General features: G+C 41.8%; 19 protein-coding genes. 8 read left to right on the forward strand and 11 right to left on the reverse strand.

Annotation, left to right across the window (positions count from 1 at the left end; all coding sequences use genetic code 11):
• Positions 1–7 precede the first annotated feature (7 nt).
• The 9 genes from J8M01_RS03780 to J8M01_RS03820 are packed head-to-tail and all read right to left on the reverse strand — an operon-like array spanning position 8 to position 14,018.
• A complete protein-coding gene (locus tag J8M01_RS03780) occupies positions 8–1,087 on the reverse strand; it encodes a nitroreductase (protein ID WP_211057067.1) in 1,080 nt (359 codons plus the stop codon).
• Positions 1,062–3,887, reverse strand: a complete 2,826-nt coding sequence (locus tag J8M01_RS03785; protein ID WP_211057068.1) for an aminotransferase class III-fold pyridoxal phosphate-dependent enzyme — start codon at positions 3,885–3,887, stop codon at positions 1,062–1,064. The genes J8M01_RS03780 and J8M01_RS03785 overlap by 26 nt, the downstream gene beginning before the upstream one ends.
• 11 nt (positions 3,888–3,898) lie before the next feature.
• Complete coding sequence (locus J8M01_RS03790) at positions 3,899–5,065, reverse strand: acyl-CoA dehydrogenase family protein (RefSeq protein ID WP_211057069.1); 1,167 nt, start codon at positions 5,063–5,065, stop codon at positions 3,899–3,901.
• 27 nt (positions 5,066–5,092) lie between these two features.
• A complete protein-coding gene (locus J8M01_RS03795; protein ID WP_211057070.1) occupies positions 5,093–7,390 on the reverse strand; it encodes a polyketide synthase in 2,298 nt (765 codons plus the stop codon).
• Positions 7,387–8,919: an AMP-binding protein gene (locus tag J8M01_RS03800; protein ID WP_211057071.1), complete on the reverse strand. Its 1,533-nt coding sequence runs from the start codon at positions 8,917–8,919 to the stop codon at positions 7,387–7,389. Before J8M01_RS03800 ends, J8M01_RS03795 begins: the two co-directional genes overlap by 4 nt.
• A 9-nt stretch (positions 8,920–8,928) precedes the next feature.
• On the reverse strand, positions 8,929–10,539 hold the full coding sequence (locus J8M01_RS03805; protein ID WP_211057072.1) for an aminotransferase class I/II-fold pyridoxal phosphate-dependent enzyme: 1,611 nt from the start codon (positions 10,537–10,539) through the stop codon (positions 8,929–8,931).
• A 16-nt stretch (positions 10,540–10,555) separates the two neighbouring features.
• Positions 10,556–11,674: a Rieske 2Fe-2S domain-containing protein gene (locus J8M01_RS03810; protein WP_192509909.1), complete on the reverse strand. Its 1,119-nt coding sequence runs from the start codon at positions 11,672–11,674 to the stop codon at positions 10,556–10,558.
• The gene (locus J8M01_RS03815) at positions 11,671–11,943 is read right to left on the reverse strand and encodes an acyl carrier protein (protein WP_192509910.1); all 273 of its coding nucleotides are present in this window, start codon (positions 11,941–11,943) and stop codon (positions 11,671–11,673) included. Before J8M01_RS03815 ends, J8M01_RS03810 begins: the two co-directional genes overlap by 4 nt.
• The gene (locus J8M01_RS03820; protein WP_211057073.1) at positions 11,937–14,018 is read right to left on the reverse strand and encodes an AMP-binding protein; all 2,082 of its coding nucleotides are present in this window, start codon (positions 14,016–14,018) and stop codon (positions 11,937–11,939) included. Before J8M01_RS03820 ends, J8M01_RS03815 begins: the two co-directional genes overlap by 7 nt.
• 746 nt (positions 14,019–14,764) lie before the next feature.
• On the opposite strand from J8M01_RS03820, the gene J8M01_RS03825 reads away from it, so the two are divergent.
• The 6 genes from J8M01_RS03825 (at position 14,765) to J8M01_RS03850 (ending at position 22,075) form a co-directional block, all read left to right on the forward strand.
• Positions 14,765–16,027 (forward strand): efflux RND transporter periplasmic adaptor subunit, encoded by a 1,263-nt coding sequence (locus J8M01_RS03825; RefSeq protein WP_211049163.1) that lies wholly within the window; start codon positions 14,765–14,767, stop codon positions 16,025–16,027.
• A 70-nt stretch (positions 16,028–16,097) separates the two neighbouring features.
• The gene (locus J8M01_RS03830) at positions 16,098–16,802 is read left to right on the forward strand and encodes an ABC transporter ATP-binding protein (protein ID WP_192509913.1); all 705 of its coding nucleotides are present in this window, start codon (positions 16,098–16,100) and stop codon (positions 16,800–16,802) included.
• A gap of 2 nt (positions 16,803–16,804) precedes the next feature.
• On the forward strand, positions 16,805–18,118 hold the full coding sequence (locus J8M01_RS03835; RefSeq protein WP_211057074.1) for an ABC transporter permease: 1,314 nt from the start codon (positions 16,805–16,807) through the stop codon (positions 18,116–18,118).
• Positions 18,119–18,127: 9 nt separating this feature from the next.
• On the forward strand, positions 18,128–19,333 hold the full coding sequence (locus J8M01_RS03840) for an FtsX-like permease family protein (RefSeq protein WP_211049161.1): 1,206 nt from the start codon (positions 18,128–18,130) through the stop codon (positions 19,331–19,333).
• A gap of 82 nt (positions 19,334–19,415) precedes the next feature.
• Positions 19,416–20,756, forward strand: a complete 1,341-nt coding sequence (locus J8M01_RS03845; RefSeq protein WP_211057075.1) for a sigma-54 dependent transcriptional regulator — start codon at positions 19,416–19,418, stop codon at positions 20,754–20,756.
• 125 nt (positions 20,757–20,881) lie between these two features.
• Positions 20,882–22,075 (forward strand): ATP-binding protein, encoded by a 1,194-nt coding sequence (locus J8M01_RS03850; protein WP_247670987.1) that lies wholly within the window; start codon positions 20,882–20,884, stop codon positions 22,073–22,075.
• Between the two features lie 39 nt (positions 22,076–22,114).
• Here J8M01_RS03850 and J8M01_RS03855 read toward each other — a convergent pair whose 3' ends face one another.
• Both J8M01_RS03855 and J8M01_RS03860 read right to left on the reverse strand, forming a co-directional pair.
• Positions 22,115–22,753 carry a 2OG-Fe(II) oxygenase gene (locus J8M01_RS03855; RefSeq protein ID WP_211057077.1) on the reverse strand — a complete coding sequence of 213 codons (639 nt, stop codon included), beginning with the start codon at positions 22,751–22,753 and terminating at the stop codon, positions 22,115–22,117.
• Positions 22,754–22,856: 103 nt separating this feature from the next.
• Complete coding sequence (locus J8M01_RS03860; protein ID WP_211049152.1) at positions 22,857–23,327, reverse strand: low molecular weight protein-tyrosine-phosphatase; 471 nt, start codon at positions 23,325–23,327, stop codon at positions 22,857–22,859.
• Positions 23,328–23,755: 428 nt separating this feature from the next.
• Here J8M01_RS03860 and J8M01_RS03865 point away from each other — a divergent pair, with 428 nt between their 5' ends.
• Entirely contained in the window at positions 23,756–23,947 is a 192-nt protein-coding gene (locus tag J8M01_RS03865) for a hypothetical protein (protein WP_211049149.1), read from the forward strand.
• Between the two features lie 247 nt (positions 23,948–24,194).
• Positions 24,195–24,533 carry a hypothetical protein gene (locus J8M01_RS03870; RefSeq protein ID WP_211049147.1) on the forward strand — a complete coding sequence of 113 codons (339 nt, stop codon included), beginning with the start codon at positions 24,195–24,197 and terminating at the stop codon, positions 24,531–24,533.
• Positions 24,534–24,778: the final 245 nt, after the last annotated feature.

Below are 24,778 nucleotides of genomic sequence, written 5' to 3' on the forward strand. Positions count from 1 at the left end.
GATCCTTTTAGTGTTGTTTTAATATGCGCGACAATGATGTGCGATATCTAAATTGAGACGTAAATCCGGGATTAGCTTCACTGGTGCCCACTCTGGCAATAAACAAAGGGAAGTATTGCGGACCTAAATTGTGATGCAGTGCTGCTTTCGCATCTGGGTGTTGCAGAAGTACACTCAGTGGGTGGACTGCTAACCCTTGCGCGGTCGCTTGTAACCACATTTCAATCATTTTTTGTCCGGCACAGAGCCAATCATAAGTTGACTGTTGCGCATTTTGGTATAGGCAAATAATTTGTGTACTGTGTGCTGTTAGCTCCCCCAGTGTTTTTGCCATATGCTCAGCAAGTCCAAACTTTGCTAATAGCGTCATTGTGATAGGGTTGAGCAATACTTGATGAAAGCGCCGCTTAAATAATGACATTGGTCCCATCAATTGTTGAATATTGAAGCCTCGGTCGCTATTCGGTGTCTTTGAGAAGTCGATAAATCGATATGTCTCTTTCCATGCATTGGCATGTTTGAAATCTTGACTGGCAAATTGGCTAACAAGCTCAGCTGTTTGTTGGTGTTTGCGAGTATCTAAGCTTAACCACCTAATGTTCGGGTTATGCCAAAGCTCGGTCGTTAATATGTGCTTCTGAGGCATTAATTTTGCACAACCACGTAGTGCGCCTCTGTGGGTATGTCGTTGTTCTAATAATGACTTTATGTGGTGAAATTTGGCTAAATCAGGCTGTGTCGGGTGATAGCTCAAATGTACTTCTAAGAGATAGCTGTGTTCACAGGCTGAAATATGAACGCCTTGCACTATTGGGCTCGATATCACACACTTAGCCCCCAATGACTCTAGCAAATTGATTAATACCGTACTAAAGCCTGCCAAACTCATCCACATTTCGTTCTGTAACGCAGGAAGTGCATTAATCATGTTCTCACGGTTAAAGCCAATTTGAAGGCAGCCATCAAATGGTACACTTTGCGCGTACCATTGAACCTCCCAAGGCTGACAATTATGTGAAGAGGGCACGAGTTTTGCCAACTCCACACATTGTGCAACAAGATCAGCTAGCGGCTTGCAAGGTGTCATTTTGCGGTTTCTCCTGATCGAGTTCAAAGCCATGAATAGCCGCTAAAGCTTGCACTTGTTCTACCTGCGAGCAGGTCAGGGCGCCCATGCTGAAATGGCTAAATATACCGGCTAAACCAAGCAGCATTGTTTCGCCGCAACAAGCATATACTTGGCCTGATGGCAGCAACATGCCAGGCAAAGTGAAATGAGGATTATTAGGTAAATTAACGACTCCGCCACGGATCAATTTAACATTGGGGCGGGTCAATATAATGTCTTCAGGTACATCTTTTGGTACTGCGACATCACTTATTAATACTGGCTTATGTTGAGCAATATAGGCAGGGGTGAAAACTGCCGCTGGACTACTGGTATTACTGACAATGACATCGGCCGTTTGACACGTTTCAAATTGCTCACTAACAGTGATCAGCTGACGCGCGAGCAGCATACGTTGTAATGCTTTGATCAAGCTGCTCGGTGTCTCATTGCCTAAACGAGGTGATAACCAGTCTCGACATGCTTTTAGTAATCTCCCTCCTTCTTGCTGCGTATCTACAGCTAAGTAGAGATTTTCGCAAATAATATTGAGGGTTTTGTTAATGTTATTTGCACTGCCTGAGCGTGTTATTAGTAACAGAGATTGGCAATATTTCGCTAGAATAGCACTGTGTACTTGACCAATATTGCCTGCAGCGCCACATATTGCGATTGACGCATGTTCTAAATCAATACCATGACGTACTGCACTACTTAAAACAGTATTGATACTGGCGGCGACGGTAAGGGCATTGCCTGATGTTGCAGCAGGTGTATTGAACGTAAAGTCGCAGCAGTTGTTGGTAACAATTGAGGTATAGCCACCAAACCCAACCAGTTTACATCCTTCTTCACGCGCTAATCTGTAGGCTTCATGGACTTGGCTACGAATGACTTTAGCTTGATTGAAGCGCCTATCGGCTTCAATACTTTCAGCATCCATCTGAATACCGAATAATACCAGTTCAATTTGCTTTCCGGTATTCGAGGTGACGCGTCTTCTAGCTAATATACTAGGAATGGTGACGGGTAGAATATGTTGATTGAGCTCTTCTTGCTCATATTCATCGAATACCTCCCAACCGGGGTCAATTTCGTTAAGGCTATTGAGATCAATTAGGTGACTAATAAAAGCGACTTTATCAATTCCTGCGCTGATGGGTTCATTACGCTGTGGATGATTCATGATTTTATTGCAAGGAGTAACGGCTACGTCGCTGTGAATTAAATGGGCCAACAAAGGGGCAATTTGATGGCTGCGAATTAAGTCAAAAGCGGTTCGAAATGCGCTAACCACGTTAGGGATTTGGGTAAGACAGAAGTAACCTGAAGGCTGCATTCTCAGTACTTTACGTTTACCTAAAGATGGTAATACGCGAATGTGGTGTTTATGTAGTAAATAACCCGCTAAGGTCATGGAGAGCACATTTTCACTGTCTAAATTAGCGATAGTGGCACTGGGGTGATTAGCTTGTGACGCCAGCTCTATTCCCAACATACACCCACTGCCCCGAACATGTGCGATCATATCGGGATATTCCTTCGCAAGCGTTGAAAATGCACTTAAAAATGCGTCACCAATACGTTCCGCGTTGTGTTCAATATCATCTCGGTCAATCAGTGCTAATGTTTTTATTGCGACGGCGCTACTCAGGTCATCATCAGAAAATGTGGTACTGTGTAGCATACTGAACTCTTTATGATAACGACTCTTTTCGATGGCCATCGCCGATATTTTGCACAATCCACCCCCTAAAGATTTCGCCAAGGTTATGTAGTCATTTGGAGTGTTTAATCTCGAGCTTTCCAAAAATGAACCAGTGCGGCCCAACCCACATTGAATCTCATCGGCAATAATGGCGGTGTCTGGGTAGTGAGTTTGAATATTTTGCAATAATGAGATATGTGCTGAGGATAGTGGCACGACACCACCTTCTCCTTGGATGGGCTCATAAATTAACGCCGCCAGTTGATTTATTGGTTTTTTCACGAGACGCACAGGTGAGAAGTCAATATACCAATAGTGGCTTTGCCATGTATTTAACTTTTCAATAAACGCGTTGGTATCGTCAATAAAAGTGGTATCAGTATTGTTTGATATAAAAGGCAAGCGCGCATCGCGATTATACGTTGTTGCTAGGCTCCCTCGGGTTTTCCCGTGAAACGCACCCTTAAAGGCCGCCACTTTACTAGGCAAATTAAATGCAATTTGGTTTCTATATTCAATAGCAGATTTAAGCTCATCCAGCGTTTCAATAGGCTCCTGCTCAAGTAACTGTTCGCATTCAGTGAAAAAGTCGCGATTGAGTAGTGTATGATTACTTGATAGTCGAACGAGTAGCGTTCGCCAGTTCTCTGCACAGTCTTTTTGTGCGTTACTGAGCCGTTGAAAGTATTCATATTGTGCATGCTTCAAGGCCGCTTCTACAGCCTCTGTTCCTGTATTTAGTAATATAATTTGATATTGCTTTTGTGTTTCGCTGTAGAGTTTATCAGCCAAAACAGCACGCAACTGACGAGCCATTGGACGCTGTGCACCTTGCACCCACATTGGCCGTTCAGCACTAAGCAATTGTTGCATTGTTTGTACTAATTCAGGGTGATTGTGGCCTAATAACGTACTGCCAAAGCCTCCTACTAAATCTAATACTTGATGTTGTTGGTCATCTTTTTTCCACGTGAGCATATCTCCTTTAGCTTGTGTAAACTCTACTAATAACCCAGCACTATCTAGCAGGTCTTCTCGGCTTAATACTTCTTGTCCTAATCGAATTTGCATATGTTGTTTTCCTAAATCCACTGAGCTTTTAAGCGCTTGATGAGCGTGCTGCTGATATTGTTTTTGAGCACATTGGTGGTCCCAGAAAAAATGGCGCTGGGCATGGCATCTCGAAGCATTCGCTCAATATCACCACTTAAAACTCCCTTAGCCCCATGTAGCTGGACGGCAGTTTGGCCGTTACTAATCGCGGACTGAGACACGGTTATTTTTGCCAAACTACTGGCTACGCCAGACACATCGCCTTTATCTAGGGACCAGGCGGCCTTGTATAAAAGCAGCCGACTAGACTCGTAGTTTAGGTACATGTCGCATAATTGGTGTTGTACTGATTGATAGCTGGATAGGGGAGCATCAAATTGGTTTCGCTCACTGATATAACGTGCTGTTTTTTGTAGTTGCCTTTTCATTTGCCCAAGATAAAGTGCAAACAAACACACTCGCTCCCATTCCATAGAGACCTGGAAAATTGGCGCGCCAGCGCCTAAACGCCCAATAAGAGCCGACTCAGGTAATAGGCAGTTGTCGAAATAAATGTCGCCCATCGCGGTTGTGCGTAAGCCTGATTTATTATGAGGTGTTTTTGAAATTGATACGCCACATTCATGGGAGTCTAAAATAAAAGTAGAATAATCAAAGTAATTATCTCTATCTTCAGTACGAAGGTGTACCACCACAAAGTCGGCCGCAGGTGCATTTGTGATGTATTCTTTGTGCCCATTTAAAACAAACCCTTGGGTAGATCTCTCGGCACGTGTTGTCATGGCGTAAATATCAGAGCCCGCTTGAGACTCTGTAATTGCGTGGGTGCCAAGCCATGCTTCACTGGTGATTTTTGGTAACCACTGTGCTTGTTGCTGGTCGGACGCAAATGCGCGAATAGGATGGACACAGGCACATAAATGGGCGGAAAGCGCAAAAACTAATCCAGAGTCTTCACAATGCTCAGCTAATGATTCAATGCCAGCTGTCAGCTCAAGGGCATTGAGGTTGTCGCCTTTCATACTGATTGGCAGCAACCAGTTGCCAATGCCTTGGTTGATCAATTGACGAAATAAAGGCTTGGAAAATGTACCGGCCAAATCGCGTTGCGTTAAATCGTCAAGATTTAACGTTTGAGCAATCATTTTTGCTTGGTCTGCGACACGCTGTTGTTTTTCGGTAAAGTTAAAGTTCATCGTTGGTTCCTTGATACTTTGCGAATATTAAGCAAAGTCGCTCATAATTACGTGATAGTTGACACCACCTGTGCCAAACCCGTTGACCGTTGCATGGCGCATTCCTTTGGGCGTCGAATAAGCTTGGTTTGAGTTCAGAGGGTCATAGCCAAGCTGAGAAAGTTGTAAGTCGCTGTGTAGAACACCTCGAATTAAATTTCTTGGTATTTGATTATGTTCAAAGCTCAGTAGCACTTTAATAATGCTTGCTAATCCGGCTACTGCGAATGTATGCCCAAATTGTGTTTTGAGCGCACCTAGCTTCAATTGGTTGTGTGTACGGGCGCCATAGATAGATGAAATGGCGTTGATTTCGACTGAATCCCCAACAGGTGTGCCTGTCCCATGTGTTTCTACGAATTCAATATGCGATGGTTTTATGAATGTTTGTGCAAAAGCATGGCGCATTGCCTGAATCTGGCCTTCAGTATTAGGCGCTATCATCGATTTACTGAGCGTACTGGAGCCAATCGCATTAAGTTCAGCTTTTATTGGCCAATCGTATTTCTGAGCCAGCGTATTGGTGGTTAGCATGACCATTGCACAACCGTCACCGGGTGTGAAGCCATCAGCAGTTTGGCAAAAAGTTGCTATAACGTCACGTGAAAGCATTTGTTGGTTAGAGCATACACTGAGGTCATGTAAATTGACGGGCAGCTCGAGTGCGGCGACAATTGCAACGTCTATTCTGCCACTGGCGATGGCATTTTTGGCACAATCCAATGCGGCAATAGATCCAGCACAAGCGGCTTCAATCGCAAGGTGCTGGCAATCCTTTAATGCAAAGTGCGCGGCTACTTGTTTACTTAAGTTACTGGCTTGAAAGTCTTCACTTAATGCATCTTCATTAAATTGTGTTTGCCATTCATTGAGAGACGTAAGTGCTGAACTGTTTGGATTGTTGCCATTGAGGATCTCGTAGCATTGCGTGCACAGTGCCCTTAATTTCGACGCCAGTAGTTTGCGACGTTCACTATATGGGCCTAAATTAGTCGCTGTGATAACCATAGACCGACTGTGTTTTGGTATATCTAAAGATGGCCATTGCTTGAGCGTTTGGGTGAGCACATCTTTAGGGGAAGGTTGCCCAAGTTGATCTCGGCGTGTCGTATTAAGTTTCGCTGCCGCATTGCAATAGTAGCTGTCATGTTGCGCTCCATTTTCATGATATAAGGAGCCTGACGCATATGTATCATGGATTAAAGATGATATACCGCCCGTTTTATCCGTGAGGCCTTGCCAATATTCAGTAACGCCAGAGCGGTTAGCCATCCAAATCTGATGGTCGCATAGCACAACCGCATGTGCCTCATTTACTGCGATTGGGCAAAAAGTACGACTGATAGTAAAGCTCGGTGCGGAGTGCCCCTCGTTTGTGTCGAAAAATAAAGCTCTGGTATGATTGTTTGGCTTTTTTAACCAATTATTAAGTACTAAAGCACTGCCGACGATTCCGGTATCGGGCAATATATTTGCACGAAGGTCTAAATTAATATTATGTGTGTGAAGCGCGGGTTTTAGTTGTTCAGTCAGTGGCGCATTTGTGATTGTGCACAGTACCACGCTCTGTGATGATTCAGTCTTTGCATGCTCGATAATGCGGTTTTCTTCACACATTAAGGCGTTGACTAGATATCCTCTCGCGTTGTCTATTGGTTTATTACAACGCTTCAAAAGCAGCACACTCGCACCAAGGCGCTGCGTATTGGAGTGGTTGGGTATGTCGTTAGCAATTGCAATTAGAACAGAGTCAGTTTGTTCAGTTCGTAAGCTATCGAACGCCAATGCCATAGCTTGTGCAAAGCTATTATTGGCCGCTTCTATGGCAAACGAACGGCCATTTAATCCGCAGCTCTGTGCTATACGGGTTGCCATTGTCGTTGCCATCTCACCGACTTTATCATGGCTGCTGTTTAGCTCAGTGGGTAGCAAATCAGCCAACTGTGATGCTGACTTATTACAGCTTAAATGCATTAGCTCCCTGAGCATCGCATTCGCAGTGAGCCGATAGTGATTCGCTAATTGTCTATCAGTGCCAGCGTGGGTGCATAGAATAACGTCTGTTCTATCGTTATTGATGTGCGCTTTATGGGTATCAATTAACGTACTACTGAGTTGTAATAGGGGTAGCTGCATACGATTGATTGCTGTGCGATAAATTGGCGGAATAGCAAATTTAGCGTATTGCTTTTTATCATTTAGCAAGGCCAAAGAACCATCTTTTGGTGAGCCAATAAGGTGCGCGCAATCAATCAGTGCAATTGCGGTGTTGTTGTTTAATGTCATGAGCACTCCACCTTCGCCAGTTGTGGGTAATCAATCTTTCCATTGGCGTTTTTAGGTAACTTACTGAGTGCTTTAAAGCGATGTGGGATCATGTACACAGGTAAATGTTCTGCACAGTATGCTTTTAGTTCAATGGTGCTGGGCTTATTTGCCATATTTGTTGGTGAGTACGTCGCAATGATTTTTGCTGACTCTATACAGTATCGCGTTGCGACTTCTGTGATACTTTCATGCAGGCTCAATCGCGCTTCGATTTCGCCTAGTTCAATACGAAAGCCGGCAACTTTAATCATGCGATCACGGCGGCCGAGAAAGTAATATTTACCAGCTGCAAATTGCACAATATCACCTGTTTTATGAAGGTGCTGCTGATGGTTTTTACTTTGTTGGCCTTCATTACAATAACCAGGGGTAACGCACGAACCCCTGACGACTAATTCGCCGATTGCACCTTCTAATTGCGGTATTTCTACGTTATCTTCACCGACTAACTGGACTTGGCTATCGCCAAAGGGTGTACCAATGGGTATTGCCCCGTCGCTGATAATATCTGCATCTGTGATGGAGTATGCAAGGCAGACGTTTGTTTCAGTAGGCCCATAAAAGTTGAAAAACCGGCAGTGTTGAATGTTGTCATTTAACGTCCGTAAACAGGATTTTGGCATGACCTCACCAGCAAAAATAATATGGGTGAGTGATAGCACTTGAGCTTGTTGCCAAAGTGCAATTCTATTCATCAAATTCAGCAGGGAAGGGACGGTATACATCACGTTGATTTTTTGTTCTTTTAAGATATTTGCCAAAAGCAAAGGCTGCTTTACGACGTCTTCTGATGTGACGTATAAACTGCCGCCAACAGTCAAGCTCATAAAGAGATCAAAGGTACTTAAATCAAAATTGAAACTGGCGATATTTAAAAAACGATGTGTGCTTGATAACGATAATGATTGTTGACACCAGTTGATAAAATGTAACAAATTCTTGATTGATAACTTCACACCTTTCGGCCGGCCTGTTGAGCCAGAAGTAAATAAAATTGCTGCTAGGTCATTGTTATCAAAGCTTACCTTTGGTTTTTTGTATGACGTGTGAATATGCTTAAACCAATTAAAAGAGGTTATGTTAGGTGTTGATGTGCCTGTTTTGCTTATTTCAATGATGCGAATATTTGGATATTCACTTTGTAGGGCTATTGCTTGGGTTAGGTGTGTAGAGTCTACAATAAGCGTATCCACTTCTGCGTCGGCCAAAATGAGTGAGACTCGTGCCGTAGGCTGCTTTGCGTCAATTGGCACATAAGCAGATCGAGCTGTTAAAGAGGCTAATATTGCCAATACATAGTGATTGTTCTTCTCAAGCCAAATAGCCGTTCGTTTGGTTGGTTGAAGCACAGTTGCCAAGGCGCCAACATAATTTGCGGCTTGTTGGTAACTACACATTGGTTCAGCCAATAGAAACGGCTGCTCTGGTTGGGATTGAGCCCAATGAAATAGCGCGGTATGCAGCGCATTTGACAACGTGTTATTCATCACTACTCCTTAGCTATTAAAACCGGGTAAACCCACTTCTTTTGCGGCTTTAATTAATATTTCTATTGCTTGATCTAAATCCTCTTTAGTATGTTGAGAGAGCACACTGATCCTGAGTCTTGCATCGCCTACGGCAACGCCAGGAAAGACAACGGTTTGGCAAAACATACCCATTTGTCGAACATGATGGCCCAGCTCCATTGTGCGCTTTTCATCGCCAATAACGATGGGAATGATGGCACTTTCTGAATCACCTGTATCAAATCCACACTCACGAAGTGCGCTATGTAAGTAATTGACATTACTCCAAAGGTTTTCTAGCCTCTGGGGTTGTGTTTCCATGATATCGATGCACTGTATTAACCCTGCAGCAACATGGGCAGGAATGGTGGCTGCAAAAACGTATGAGTTTGCATAAAAACGCAAATAATCAATAACCTCTTTATCGCCGCAGACGAACCCCCCCATACCGGCAAGCGTTTTACTCATGGTGCCAAGTTCAAGGTCTACTTCATGTTTTAAGTTGAAATGTTCAGCTGTACCAGAACCAGTGGCACCTAATATCCCAGTTGAATGAGCATCATCAATGAGAATACGGGCTTGATATTTGCGCGCTAACCTGACCATTTCAGGGAGTTTGACGATGTTGCCGTGCATGCTAAATACGCCGTCAGCGACAATGAGCTTACCACCGTCAGTATCACTACAGTTTTTAAGGACTTCTTCCAATGACGCCATGTCATTGTGTTTGTAAATTCGCTTTTTAGCACCAGACAATTTACAACCATCTTGAATACTCATATGGTTATACACGTCAGTGATAATGGTGTCTTTGGGGCCCATTAATGCTGAAATTGTGCCTAAATTAGCAGAGTAACCTGAAGGGAATACAATACAGGCTTCACGGCCTTTAAAGCGGGCCAAGCGCTCTTCTAATTCAAGGTGTAAGTGGTTCGTACCGCCAATTAAGCGGCACCCCGTGTTAGTGGCTCCATATTGCTTTACAGCATCACTAATTGCGCTAACAACCCGAGGTTCATTGGCTAAGCCTAAGTAGTTATTTGACGCAAACATTAAGAACTCACGTTCTTTATTTTGATAAGCATCAAAAATAATGGCACGATTCTCACATTTTGAACTAAGTGGCATGCCGTACCAAAAGTCGCCCGTTTTTTCATGTGATGCATAAAAATCATTGAACTTTCTTACTTTATTGAACAGATCAGGACTCCCATCCGCCACGAAATCTCGCATGGTTTGAGAGGAGATTGAGGTATCAGCAGTAACAAGTTGGCTAGTATCTTTTAGCACAGGCTGTACGCTGATATTCATGCCCAGTGAGGCAAGTTTTTGTTGTCCTTTTTCTGTAATTGCAACGTCTTTACAACAATTTATAAGATCGGCAATGGTATTAAAGCTTGCTGTATTGAGTTTGTTCTCAAAAGCAAATAGCGGCTGCATTTCATCCACAATACTTGCCAATATAATGGAGTCGATACCTAGGCCTTCCTCCATAGCTTGATCGAGCACTAAGTCTGACTCTGAATAGCAGGTTTGCTCTTTAACGATATCGAGTATGAGCGGCTGAATCTCAGCCGCTAAATGGGTGTTTAGTGTCATGTATAAATCCGTTTATTTAGTTGATTTCTTCAATGCCAATGATTTGTTCAAGGGAAGGCGCCTCAAACTCACCTGTAGGTTTAGTGGAAATTTTTTCCTTCAAAGCCTTTTGTTCGTTTGCTTCACGGATCAGCTTTTCTCTAAAGCGGATATAATGTGCGTTTACTTTATCTAGTGGGATCAGACGATTGGCCTTTGGACTTGATACTTTTGGATTTTGATATGAGATCACAGCCATATCTTTATCCTGTTGTACAAAACGTTCGATACGGCACATGTACCATGGGCGCACTGGTCGCCAAAACGGGATCGGCAGTGGTTTAATGAGTGGCAGTAGCAAATCACGTTTGGGTTCTTGGTAACAAACACAGACCCAGCAGGTATTGTCGTCTATGGGGGTCGGTATGAAAATAACATCAAACACATCACTTCTGATCAATACCAAGTTAGGCATTTGGACATCAATACCAAACTTCCAACCACGAGTCCAAGGCTTACGAGCGACGAGAGTTTCCTCTGCTGTACGTTCATCATCAGGGCGTAATACAAAATCACTGGTTATTAGCGTGCCATCTACTTTGCACTCAAAGTTGTCTACTTTACCGCCTTTAGGGTCCCAAATGTTGATTGCAGACCCTTTGTGAACAAAGGGAATATGATAAATTTCACACACACTTTCAACGTAGCGAGTGTAGTTGATTGGTGCATCCCAACCGTAAAAAGAATAGTATCCTTGGTATTCTTTGAACTGTTTAAACATAGGAACTTCAGGATACTCATTCTCTGGCAATTGATCACCATACCAAAACCAAATGAGTCCGAACTCTTCTTTTACTTTATAGGTTTTTACACACATTCCTTTAGGAACGTCACCGTTTTTTCCTAATACAGGCATGTGAACACAATCACCTTTTTGGTCAAATTGGAAGCCATGGTAAGGGCAGGCAATTACATCACCATGCTGCTGTCCGCGACTTAGCATAACGCCTTTATGTGGGCATTTATCATCCATGCAGACGAGCTTGCCTGTTGTATCGCGATATAATACGAGTAGCTTATTTAGACGTTTTAGCCCGATTGGTTTCTTTTTGACATCTTGGATTCTTGAAATTGCATACCATTGATTAGGGATCATAGTGCGGCCTCCTTATTGCTGTGATGTTCGACAACTTTGCTGAGTACTGCGACGGTCGCAAAATTGTCAGGGTGAATATCGATAACCGGTAATCGCAATGCAAATTCGCGATGTATAAACTCAACAACGTCAAAAATAGACGCTGAATCTAAGATGTTTAGTTTGATTATTGGTGTGTCAGGGGCAACTTGTTCATCGTCATCGAGGTAGCTGGTGGCGATAAAGTGGCATAGCTTTGCTGACACAGTTTCAACTGAGGGGTTTAACATGTTGAGTCTAACTCCGTTGGGGTCGTTTTATTTGCTACTTGGTGTATTTTGTTCGCCAGCAAAGAGGGAGTATTACAGCTATAAAGTATGTCTGGAGCCAAATAAACGCCGGTTTGCTGTTCTAATCTAAATAGGATCTCCATGGCCAATACCGAGTCTAGTCCGACATTAGCGAGAGAGTCTTTAGGTGATATTTGTGCACTTGCAACACCCGTTAGTTCAGTAACTTGGAGAATTAACCAGTGTTCAATATTGACAATATCTTTCAAGTTAAGCGTGTGCGAAGCGCTGGATTTTGGGTTAGAACTATGTCGTTGTTCTTGAAAATTAAAATGGAAATACGTATGCAACTCAGACTTCTCAAACGCCTGCTTAATTGCAATGCGTTGTAACTTACCTGATGAGGTGATCTTGATGGTTTTGCGGGGTAAAAACAGTATTTGGTCTGCTTTGACACCAAAACGATCAATTAATCGTGTGTTCAACGACGTAGTTAGTGCCTCAAAGTTGTCAATATTACGAGGCACCTCGATGGCCATCACCAATTGCTCATTCTGTTCATGCATGACCGAAAATGCAGCACTTCGGCAATTTTTTAACTCAGGAAAAGCCAGAGATGCCTCATACTCAAGATCTTGAGGATAGAAATTGGCACCTCTGAGAATAATGACTTCTTTTAAGCGGCCAGTGATGAATAATTCGTCATTATCATAAAAACCGAGATCTCCTGTACGATGAAATGTTTCGTCGTAGTTATCCAGTTGTAGGCCAAAGTTTGCGATGGTCCGAGCTTCATCTTGCCAATATCCAGGGCTTATGCTGCTGCCTTGTAGCCATACTTCCCCCACTTGCCCTTGTGCTACCTCAGAGTGTGAAATGGGGTCAACTACCTTAACATTAAGAGAGTGATGTACAGTGCCGCTACTGACCAACCATTGACTGTGTTTCGCTTCAGCTGATGCTTGTTTTACAACACCGCGCTTAAGTAATGGTTCATCAACACACAGTTGTTTGTATTGGTGCCCATGAGGTTTCCCGCTTACCATGAGGGTTGCTTCAGCCATACCGTAACAGGGTAAAAAAGCATTGGCTTGTAGGCCGCATTGCGCAAATTTATCAAAAAACTGAGTAATGGTATGCGAATTTATAGGCTCAGCACCACAAAATAGATTCTCAAGCGATGATAAATCAAGCTCGGCTAATCTAGCTGGACGAATGTTTTTGAGTGCCAAATCGAATGCAAAATTAGGCGCGCCCGTTGTGGTCGCCTTAAAATCAGTGACTGCCTTCAACCAAGTAAATTGGCTACGTAAAAATAAATCAGTTGGCATTAGTAAGGTTGGGTATCCGGTATAAACACCTTGCATAACACCCCCGACTAGGCCCATATCATGATGGGGAGGAAGCCATAACATCATTCGAGTTTTATCTTCTACGTGTCCGAAACTTTGGCGTATAAGTTCAGAATTTTCTAGGGTGTTTTGATTGGTAATGATGACACCTTTAGGCTTACCTGTGGTGCCAGAGCTATATTGCAATAGGGCAATATCGGCATTATCAGTTTTGAACTCATGTAACCCAGGCGCATGCGCATTGGTACAATCCTCGACCAATAACCAACGAACATGTTTATCAACAAGTTGTTCTTGCAGTAAGGGAAGGATCTCCCTATTAGTGATTATGATTGGGTTGCCTAAGTCACTAATCGCATAATCGAGTCGTTCAATTTGTAGCTGATTTTTAGGTGGGAAAGAAGGGACTGCAATAACCTTCGCGGCCATACATCCGTAAAAAGCAGATACAAAATCAGCACCTTGTGGGAGCACAATGAGTGCTTGATCTTGTTCTGAGTTCACACATTTAGACAGCGAGAGCAATGTGTGAGCTATTTGGCTTATGGCCGTCGCAAGCGTTTTGTAATCATAGCTTACTGATTGCTCACCCTTCGCAGTTATAAACTGAAAAACTTCTTGGTCAGGCTTACTTAGTGCGTCCGATGCGAGTAAATCAATCAAGCTATTTGCTTCACATTGTAAAAGGTCTCTTTTTGGAAAAAGAGGGTTCGAAGTTCCCATGCTACATAATCCTTTTTGCTTTACTTGGTTACATAATTGAACATAAATGTGAAAGAAGTGTGTAGATATGTTAAATATTGACCCGTATTAAACGATTTTTATTAACATTAAATTAACTGTTGTGGGCGAGTATTTTCGTTTTTTGGTGATTTTTTAGCAACTTTTTTGATAGTGCTTTTCATTACCGTTCCTGTGATAGATGTATTTTTGTCGTCTTTTTGAACAGGTGGATTCAGGTGGGGTGATTTTATTTTAAGTTAAAACAATAATTTAAAATTTAATTTTAAATTGCTTTCGATTGCTTCCTTGGTAGGGGCGGGATTGTTGTGAATTTTGATGACGTGGATACTCTATTCTTAATTTTAATAAATTAAATAAGTCATGAAAATAATTTGTATTGGGTTTAGTCCCCATTATTGCTGCATAATGCGCAATATTTAATCACTATCATTTAGATCACGTTTTACTGTGTTGAGTGAACAGGATTTAACAGTAGTAAAAGTGTCCATGCGGACACTTTGAACTGTCCGCGGACAATAAATATTACCCATAAAAATTAAAATTCCTTTATAATCAAGTGTTTATTTTTTGGCATGATATTCGGATAGTAAAAGGAAAGTCAGATTATTTAAAGAGTACAAGATGTTGTTAACGAGTGCGTTTCTAATTTCTCCAGTAATTATGTTTATTGCTGTTGCTTTGGTCACCCTATGTGAAGCAATGAGTACTGTTGTAAGGAGAGGAAAATGATAAAAGACACCAGTGGACAAGATAAGCCCGTTCAAGTGAGCAAATCATCACATGTTAAAAAAGGCTTATTGGGCGTTGCATTACTTTTGGGGATTGCAGTATCTGCAAATGCAGTGATTAATACCAGTAATGCACAGTTATCTTTAGCGAAAAGTAGCTTAAACATTGCGAAAGTGACCGTGGGTAATTTTGTCAGAGATGTTGCGGCAACGGGGTTTGTGGTTGCTGCGAATGCGCCACAAGCATATAGTCCAGAGCAAGGCTTTGTGACACTCAAAGTGAAAGCTGGAGACTCAGTTAAACTCGGACAGACTCTGGCGTTAGTAGACAGCCCTGAATTGGAAAATATATTAAAACAACAACAATCAGAGTTACTCCGTTTACATGGAGAGCTGTCTCGTCGTGAATTAGAGGCCAGACGAGATACGCTAGCACTGAATAATGCATTAGATTTAGCAAAAGTTGAATTAACGGCGGCCCAACGCGAAAATAGACGTGCACAACTGTCTATTAAGCAAAGCCTTATTAGCCAAATTGATTTGGAACAAGCACAAGATGAGTTAGCAAGAGCTGAACTTACTTTTCACCATGCAGTTAAAGAAGCGGAGATCACAAAAGACACTTTGGCGTTTGAATTAGAGTCAGCAAAAAATACCGTAGCACAACAGCAGCTCGCGGTGGATGAGTTAATTCGTAAAGTTAATAACTTAGATGTGAAAGCAAGTGTTGCAGGTATTGTGGGCAACTTGTTAGTACAACCTAAATCAGCCGTATCAAAAAACCAAGCATTAATGACGTTAGTAGATTTAAGTGCCTTTGAGGCGCAGTTGCAAGTACCCGAAAGTTATGCAAATGAATTAGGCCTCGGTATGGATGTAGCGTTGAAAATTGGCGGTAAAGATGTGATGGGCAAATTGTCAGCTATTTCTCCTGAGGTTAACGATCGGGAGGTCACTACTCGCGTTCGTTTTTCTCAAGAACACATCAGCAATATTCGGCAGAATCAACGGTTATCAGCAAGGATCATATTGGAAAATAAAGAAGACGTATTGATGATCCGTAGAGGCGCATTTTTAGATGCTGGAGGTCATGTTGCTTATAAAGTCGAAGGTGATACTGCAAAACGTATGTCAATTAACACCGGCGCGACGAGTATCCGCAGCGTAGAAGTACTCGATGGTTTGCGTTTAGGCGATGAAGTGATTGTGTCAAATTATGCCCAGTTTAAAAAAGCAAATACGGTGTTGCTACGAGAGTAACTCTATTTAGCAACCCTGTTTTAAATCAAATATTCAAATTGTAGAACAATAAAAATTATTAGGAACAAACATGTTAAATATGAATGGTATAAGCAAAGTGTATCAAACAGAAATGGTGCAAACTCATGCCTTGCGAGACTTTGATTTGCAAGTTAATGAAGGGGAATTTATTGCGGTAACGGGGCCTTCAGGATCAGGTAAAACGACCTTTTTAAATATTGCCGGTGTACTGGAGCCGTTTACACAAGGCCAGTATTTACTTGATGGTGTAGATATTGGCAAGCTAAATGACAATCAACGTGCAGATATTAGGAACCAAAAAATAGGTTATATTTTTCAGGGGTTTAATTTAATACCAGACTTAAACTTGTATGAAAATGTTGAAGTGCCATTACGTTATAGAGGCATTAAAGCTGCCGAGAGAAAGCGTCGAATTGAATCGAGTTTAGAGCAAGTAGGTTTAGCGAGCAGAGCGAAACATTTACCGCAGCAGCTATCAGGCGGTCAGCAGCAAAGAGTAGCTATAGCTCGGGCATTAGCGGGTAAACCACGCTTTTTATTGGCAGATGAGCCAACCGGTAACCTAGACAGTTTAATGGCTCGGCAAGTAATGGAACTCCTAGAACAAATTAACCGCGATGGGGCGACCATCGTCATGGTAACACATGATCCGGAGCTTGCTCGTCGAGCGCCAAGGAATATTCAAGTTGTTGATGGTCAAATCGCGGATTTTTCTCTTTATCAGGGAAATCCAGCAGCAGTTGTTGGAGCGTAATTATGTTTTTTCATTATGTTGATTTAAGTTGGCGAAGTTTGAAGCGTACACCGATGGTGAGTTTACTGATGGTGATAGCCATAGCTGTGGGAATTGGCATCACGATGACGAGCCTCTCGGTTTATCACATGATGTCAGCAGATCCGATCCCGAGCAAAAGTACACAATTACATCACGTTCAATTACAAACGATGGATGACGGTCGCGATTGGTGGTCGGATGATAATATGCCTTATCAAGTTACTTATCCGGATGCGATAAATTTATTAAATGCAGACTTACCCTATCGTCGAACCGCAATGATTGCAGCAGGGTTTGCGGTACATGTGGATGATAGCGATATGAAACCGTTTCTAGAGCGAGCACGGGTCGCCAACGCAGATCTCTTTTCCATGTTTAATTTGGAGTTTATTTACGGAAGTGCCTGGACGCGAAACGATGAAGACACGCAAGCATCGGTGGTGGTTATTTCACAAAGTTTGAATGACACACTGTTCCAAGGTGAAAATTCGGTTGGTAAAACAATTAACTTGGATGGTATGACGGTGCGTATTGTTGGTGTTATTAAGGATTGGCCAACCTACGTCAAGTATTATGACCTGAATAACGGGGCATTCCGTGACCCTGAGCACATATTTTTACCATTTAGCTTAATTGCACCAAATGAAATCATTACGTGGGGGAATAGTAATGGTTGGAAAGCGGAGAATGTCAGAGGCTTTCAAGATAAACTCAAATCAGAACAGTTCTGGGTACAGTTTTGGGTTGATTTACCTACAGACGAAGATGAGTTGGCATATGGGCAATTTTTAATGTCGTATATGGCCGAGCAGCAGAAACTAGGTCGGTTTGCCCGGAAAGAGTTGGATTTTGCATTACGTGACGTTAAGCAAATGATGGTGTATCGCGAAGTGGTTAATGAAGATAATAAAATATTGGTGATGCTGAGCTTTATGTTTTTAGCTGTTTGTCTTGCCAATATACTCGGACTGCTGCTGGCGAAGTTTTTACGACGTGCACCTGAAGTTGGTGTAAGGCGTGCACTTGGGGCAAGTAAGACACAGGTATTTATTCAGCATTTAGTGGAGGTAGGGTTACTTGGTGTAATAGGAGGAATACTCGGTATTTTCATTGCACAAGCTGGCTTATGGGGAATGCGAAAAAGCAATGATGCGTACACGGTGATTGCAGATATGGATTTAACTATGTTGCTTTCAGCCCCAGCCATTGCTGTAAGTGTCTGTATTTTAGCTGGCCTTTACCCGGCATGGTTAGTATGTCGAACCACACCAGCCACTTACCTTAAAAGTCAATAAGGACCCATTATGTTTGAATTTAGACCCATTATTAACGCATTGCTGCGTGCTAAGTCTGGTGCGATCTTATTACTAATGCAGATTGCCATTACCACCGCCATTGTTAGCAATGCCGCCTTTATTATTAACGATCGCATTGCGTACCTAGAGCAAGAAACGGGATTACCTGAACAAGATCTTTTTCAATTTAATATGATGATTTTTGGGAAAAACATTGATTTGGCAAAACAGATTGAAGTTGATGAAAGCTTGTTGCGCAGCATACCAGGCGTGATTGATGCTGTGTATATTAATGCAGTACCGCTGTCGGGCGGTGGTTCAGGGGGGAGCTATAATTTACTGCCCTCAAATGAAAAATCCCCGTCGATAAATGCCTCCTATTTTAGGGCTGATAGCCATGTGTTAAATACACTCGGGGTGGAACTGGTCGCTGGACGAGATTTAAATGAATCAGATGTGATGTTCACCTCTGATGTAAGTGAATTGCCTAAAGTGGCTTTAGTAACTCAAGCAATGCATGACGAAATGTTTCCACAAGGCAACGGTCTTGGTAAAACCATTTATCGTCGAGATAATGCGATAAAAATTGTGGGTATTATTAAACTTTTAAAAGGGCCGTGGTTGCAAGATGAAAGAAGAGACCGTTCACTTATTTTTCCACAAGTTCGACCGAGCAGTTTTCAAAAGTTTTTGATTAGAACAGAGCCCAATGAAAGAGCCGCAGTGATGCATCGAATCGAAGATGTTTTGCTTGCGGAGTATCCTGATAGAGTCATTGACGTGATCAAAGGCTTAGATCAATTAAAGGCGGAATATGTGGCCGAGGATACTCTGATGGTTCGCATGTTAATGGTGCTTATAACGGTGTTAGTTTTGATAACAGCGTTAGGGATCTTTGGTTTAACCCTATTTAATATCAATAAACGATTAAAGCAGATAGGAACTCGACGCGCACTTGGCGCAAGAAAATCCGCGATAATACGGTATTTCTTAGTAGAAAACACATTAATATGCTCTGTGGGAGTTGTATTGGGGAGTGCGGGTGCGCTGTGGATGGGGGCGAAGTTAATGGCGTTATTTTCATTACCCTCGTTATCAGTGTCTTACGTTATTGTAACGGGCGCATTCGTTATTTTGATGAGTTTATTTGCTGTCATTGGGCCAGCCAAACGCGCAGCAGATATATCCCCTAGCATTGCCACGAGAAGTATATAATTATTCTTTATTTATTAGTTGTTTAGCATAATTAACCAACATGTTACACTGCATCAGCGGTGTAACATAAAAGAAGAAAAAGATGGATAAAATACTGATTGTGGATGATAACCAAGCGGTGCTTGATGCATTATCTTTATTACTTGAAATTCATGGATATGATGTTGTGACAGCCGTATCGCCTTTTGATGCAGAGCAAATAATTCGATACCAAAAAGTATCGCTTGTAATGCAAGATATGAATTTTACCGCGGATACTACATCTGGCGAAGAGGGCATTGCACTGTTTAATGTGCTAAGACGTTTAAACCCAACATTACCCATTATTTTGATGACGGCTTGGACCGAGTTGGAAACGGCCATAGAGCTGGTCAAATTAGGCGCAGCTGATTACATTGCGAAACCTTGGGATGACACCAAGCTGCTGACCAGTATTACTAACCTAATCGCTTTGGGTAAAGCCAATGCACAGAATCAGACCCATGAACGACAGAAAAACGAACGCAGGCTTCCTAGAGCGCAGGCAAATCTTGTGGGCTTGGTTTATGCGAGTACAGCAATGGAGCGAGTGGTTGATATGTCGTTACAGTTGGCAAAATCCGATGTGTCGGTGTTGATCACTGGACCAAACGGCAGTGGTAAAGAGCGTATTGCGGAAATTATTCAAGCCAACTCAACTGTGGCAAACATGCCATTTATTAAAGTCAATGCGGGGGCACTACCGCAAGAGCTGATAGAAGCCGAGTTATTTGGTGCAGAAGCAGGTGCCTATACAGGCGCAAACAAAAAGCGCATTGGTCGATTTGAAGCGGCAGATGGTGGCACACTCTTTCTAGATGAAATAGGGAACTTACCTTTATCAGGGCAAATAAAGTTATTGCGGGTGTTACAAACGGGTGAGTTTGAACGATTGGGATCAACCGTCACTCAAAAGGTGTCAGTGCGGGTTGTCTCTGCTACCAATGCAAATTTGCACAATGATATTCAAGCTGGGCGATTTCGAGAAGATTTATATTACCGCTTAAATGTGATTGAACTTAATCTTCCACCATTAAACGCCCGTCAAGACGATGTTATTCCGCTTATTCGTCATTTTCTGCCAAGGAGAGAGATAAGTTATCATGCAGAACAAGCACTTATTACACATAACTGGCCAGGTAATGTGAGGGAGCTTGAGAATGCCTGTAAGCGCGTAAGTGTATTAAAGCCACAGGGCATACTTGAAATCGAAGACTTTGGATTATCAGAGTCTTTGAATATAGAGTCAAGCCAAGCACCAACACTAAAGCTTGAGCCGAGTAAGCAAGAGATTGAAGCAGCTATGCATTCACATCAAGGGGTGATCGCCAAAGTTGCTCGCCAGTTTGGATTAACACGTCAGGCGCTATATCGTCGTTTACAAAAATTTGAGATTGACTATTGATGCACACATTAAGTAGGTGGACGCCACGGTCATTGAAAGGGCGGTTTATTGCTGCATCTAGCGCGGTGGTTTTATGTGTTTGTATGCCAATTTTGACCTGGCAATTTAGTAACTGGCAATGGGTCATGTCAGCGACTATTGGCATATTACTACTGACTAATGTGTTGTGCCGATGTTTTTTGTCGGCACTACTTGAGCCAATTAAAGCCCTTGAAGTGGGGTTGCTGAATTTTAAAGATGGTGAGTTTTCTCATTCATTGGCTTACGCTGAGCATGATGAATTAGGGCGGTTGTGTACGTTATATAATGAAACAGCTCTGCAATTGCGACAGGAAAAACAATGGATCTATCAGCGAGAATTAATGCTAGATAAAGTATTACAAAGTTCTCCACAGGCACTGCTTTTAGTCGACAGCAATGACACGGTTGTATTTAGTAATTATAGTGCAAGGGCATTGTGTAAAAGCAGTGCAGCATTGGAAGGTATGAAAATTGATGTGTTAATGCAAGAGACTTCTGCTGAGTTTTTTGAGGTATTACAGGCTGGACGTGAAGGGCTCTTTAGCATTCAAGTTGATAAAGATGAAACACAAACTTGGCACTTGGCAACTGGGCAATTTTTACTTAATAATCAAAATCATAAGCTGTATCTATTTAAGCAATTAACCCGAGAGTTAAGTCGTCAAGAAGTCGCTGTATGGAAGAAAGTGATACGTATTATTAGCCATGAGCTGAATAACTCATTGGGACCAATGTCATCTATGTTACACAGTGCAAAACTGCTAACTGACCACGTTGATGACCAGCGACTTGAGCGGGTATTTTCTACTATTGAAGAACGTATTCATCACTTAACTGAATTCGTGCAGGGTTATGGTAAGTTTGCTAAATTACCACCACCAAAATATAGTCAAATAAATTGGACTTCTTTATTAGCAGGTCTTCATCAGCAATGGCAATTTAACGGACCAAACATTTTACCTACACAGCCGTTTTTGGCTGATCAAGTACAATTAGAACAGTTGCTGATTAATTTAATCAAAAATGCTCATGAATCAGGCTCTAAACCTGAACAAGTCACAATGCATATTACTCAAAGTATGCAAGGTGTTACTCTCTGTGTTCAAGATCAAGGCAAAGGAATGAGTGAGACTGTTATGGCAAACGCGTTGATCCCGTTTTACTCAACGAAGTCGACTGGAAGTGGCTTAGGGCTGGCACTATGCCGTGAAATTGTAGAGGCACATCATGGTCAACTTAGTTTGCATAATCATGAAGAAGGTGGTTTGAAAGTAAAAATATTTATACCACATGAGTGAGCTAAGTGATACGCCGTACCACTGAGCTTTATCAACATACTACCTCGGTGGGTCTATTTGTCCATTGACAGAACTGTTTACTCTAAACCACCCTGCAATTGAATATCGTGGACGTGTGGCTGGAAGCACCTCATGCGGATATTCATCACTTAAAAAAGTGACTAATGTACCAAACTGTGGCGTGATTTTTTGCTGTAGAATACTGTGATCGTGGGCGTCAAAAATAGCCAGTTCACCACCGTAATCGGCTTGCCAGTTTTGATTTAAATATAACACAGTAGAGAGTACGCGATTGGTATTGCCTTGAAAGGCATCGAGGTGTTTTTTATAAAAAGCACCGGGTTCATAATGAGCAAAATGACATTCATAGCTGAATAACCCCATAAAAAGCCGGCGATTCAGATGGTTTTTCAGTTCGTCCATATACGTTAAAAACGTATTTTCTAACGCATGACCGCTGTCAAGCCAATGAATTTTATCGCTGCGTATTTCGGTGTTTTGAGTGTGTTCCGTTTGTCGGCCAATGCCCGCGGCCGAAAAATCACTGCCTGAGAATAATGACAACCGTTGTACTAATGCTTGTAAGGCAGGTTCGGTTTTATCTATGGTTTGAACACTTAAACCCGTGACTCGTAAATCTTGGGCGATACGATCAAATAGTTCGTCAGTTGTATGCAAGAAGACCTCGGCTTGGGCTGTGCTGAATAATATTCAGGGGTTTTACCATATTGCGACTACGTACGCGACTTGAAAGTGTCAAAATAAGCAAAAATGAAGGTATTTACTGATCTAAGTCTGCCATTATATGTTGTGCCGCATTTTCAATGAGGTCAAGCACAACTTCAAAGCCATCACCTTCACCATAGTATGGATCTGGGATTTCATCGTAGCGCGAATCACCATAACTTAGAAAAAGCTTTAATTTATGTTGATATTGTGCGGGACATATAGCGGATAGATCACTGAGGTTTGCTTTGTCCGCGGCCAATATCAAGTCAAAGTCAGCAAAGTCTTTTGAATTAATTTGGCGTGCACGCATATTACCAAAGTCATATCCTCTTCGCTCACCCGCAGCGCGACTTCTTTTATCGGGTGGGTTGCCTTGATGGTAGGCAATGGTACCTGCTGAGTCGACAATAATATTAAGCTTGGTATTAAGTGCCAATTTCCGTAATACCGCTTCACCGGTAGGGGAGCGACAAATATTGCCCATACAAACGATGAGTACTTTAAAGGGGGTATGTTGCGTCATTTTATTATTTAATGGTGTATATATAGATAGAGTAAAAGTACACGAAATCGTCATTGAGTTATAGGTTTTTACATGATTATTCACGGACTGTTGAGTGGCTTTTTTGTGATACCAGAATCACAAAAGGATTAATCGGGCTAGGAGAAATAGCTTGGTATATAGGACTCGAATGGTGTCTTATCCGTGTTTAATTTGAATTGTGTATTTTCCTTGGTAAAGGAACCAATATCGGTAAATTTAAAGGGGGTCATGCGCGATAATAGTGACAGTATTAAAATATCCAGTGTAGAAATGGCGACATAACAGGCCGTAGTTCGTCAACTTGATGCTTATAACAATCGAGGTATTAAAGTATTTTCGGCACCTATCATGATGATGCTGAGATTCATGAATTTCCAGGAGGATGACGCTTTGAAGGGAAAAGTAAGTTGATTGAACATTGCGGGCCTAAGTTTACGCGTTTAAAACGTGTACATACTGTTTCGTTAACTCGCATTGTGAATAATATACTGGCTGACCATGAACTCGCGCAATTATGTAATGAAGACTCTGATGTAGTTGACCATAGTATCCATGTTATTGCCAGTTATAAGCAGTTGATTTTTTTATTAAGTATTTAATTTTATGTGGAAATAAGCGTGAGTGTGATGTCGTGGGACTTTATTAACCCAGTGTTTTGAAGCAGTGTAATTATTAGCAATGACTTTAAGGGCTCTATTTTTTAAATAGGCTTATTTACTGCTCTAGTTATTTAACTTAAATGCGGTGAATTATCTATTTTAAATAAAAGCTAAACATATCTTAAACATCACGTTAACAATGGCGATGTATTATTATCGGGATTTTATAACACCATAAGGAAATCCCATGAATAAATTAGCTTTACTACTTGGTTTATCAACATTAAGCCTATCAATGACAGCAAGTGCAGCACACTGGTGTGAAGCATATATAGATGCAGTTGTACCAAGCGCATCAGGCATTACCGTAGTTGCAACAAGTAGTTATAATGGTAGATCGTTAGATATACTGACAAAAGATTATGATGATGGTAATTTTGGCGCTATGTATATGCGCTTATTAGATGCTAAAAAGGGTCGATATGTTGTACGGGTATATCCTGTAGAAGCGAAAGGCGAAGAAGATGGCGTATCTTGTACTGATGGTACACAAGACTATCTGAGAACAGTTGTTCGTCCGTTTTAGTTATAACTAGTTGAATAGAACCAAAATTGTTCATTTTAGATAATACAGTTTTGGTTCTTATGCTTGTTAGGATTTAATTTCTTACACTTTTTAATTATAATTTTTAACCTTATAAGTTTAGTGTTGGGTTTTAATTGATATCGCTATTAATGGCTTTATCACTAGTGAATTTTAGTGACGACGTTATCATGTTATCGTTATTAAAATAATGAACATGATGATAAATCATGATTTTTATAAAAGTA

The organism is Pseudoalteromonas sp. MMG005 (genome assembly GCF_018101015.1).
GTDB lineage: Bacteria > Pseudomonadota > Gammaproteobacteria > Enterobacterales > Alteromonadaceae > Pseudoalteromonas > Pseudoalteromonas aurantia.

Coding starts and splice junctions, on each gene's coding strand:
- J8M01_RS03780 (WP_211057067.1), bottom strand. CDS start 1,087: ATGACACCTTGCAAGCCGCTAGCTGATCTTGTTGCACAATGTGTGGAG.
- J8M01_RS03785 (WP_211057068.1), bottom strand. CDS start 3,887: ATGCAAATTCGATTAGGACAAGAAGTATTAAGCCGAGAAGACCTGCTA.
- J8M01_RS03790 (WP_211057069.1), bottom strand. CDS start 5,065: ATGAACTTTAACTTTACCGAAAAACAACAGCGTGTCGCAGACCAAGCA.
- J8M01_RS03795 (WP_211057070.1), bottom strand. CDS start 7,390: ATGACATTAAACAACAACACCGCAATTGCACTGATTGATTGCGCGCAC.
- J8M01_RS03800 (WP_211057071.1), bottom strand. CDS start 8,919: ATGAATAACACGTTGTCAAATGCGCTGCATACCGCGCTATTTCATTGG.
- J8M01_RS03805 (WP_211057072.1), bottom strand. CDS start 10,539: ATGACACTAAACACCCATTTAGCGGCTGAGATTCAGCCGCTCATACTC.
- J8M01_RS03810 (WP_192509909.1), bottom strand. CDS start 11,674: ATGATCCCTAATCAATGGTATGCAATTTCAAGAATCCAAGATGTCAAA.
- J8M01_RS03815 (WP_192509910.1), bottom strand. CDS start 11,943: ATGTTAAACCCCTCAGTTGAAACTGTGTCAGCAAAGCTATGCCACTTT.
- J8M01_RS03820 (WP_211057073.1), bottom strand. CDS start 14,018: ATGGGAACTTCGAACCCTCTTTTTCCAAAAAGAGACCTTTTACAATGT.
- J8M01_RS03825 (WP_211049163.1), top strand. CDS start 14,765: ATGATAAAAGACACCAGTGGACAAGATAAGCCCGTTCAAGTGAGCAAA.
- J8M01_RS03830 (WP_192509913.1), top strand. CDS start 16,098: ATGTTAAATATGAATGGTATAAGCAAAGTGTATCAAACAGAAATGGTG.
- J8M01_RS03835 (WP_211057074.1), top strand. CDS start 16,805: ATGTTTTTTCATTATGTTGATTTAAGTTGGCGAAGTTTGAAGCGTACA.
- J8M01_RS03840 (WP_211049161.1), top strand. CDS start 18,128: ATGTTTGAATTTAGACCCATTATTAACGCATTGCTGCGTGCTAAGTCT.
- J8M01_RS03845 (WP_211057075.1), top strand. CDS start 19,416: ATGGATAAAATACTGATTGTGGATGATAACCAAGCGGTGCTTGATGCA.
- J8M01_RS03850 (WP_247670987.1), top strand. CDS start 20,882: ATGTCAGCGACTATTGGCATATTACTACTGACTAATGTGTTGTGCCGA.
- J8M01_RS03860 (WP_211049152.1), bottom strand. CDS start 23,327: ATGACGCAACATACCCCCTTTAAAGTACTCATCGTTTGTATGGGCAAT.
- J8M01_RS03870 (WP_211049147.1), top strand. CDS start 24,195: ATGAATAAATTAGCTTTACTACTTGGTTTATCAACATTAAGCCTATCA.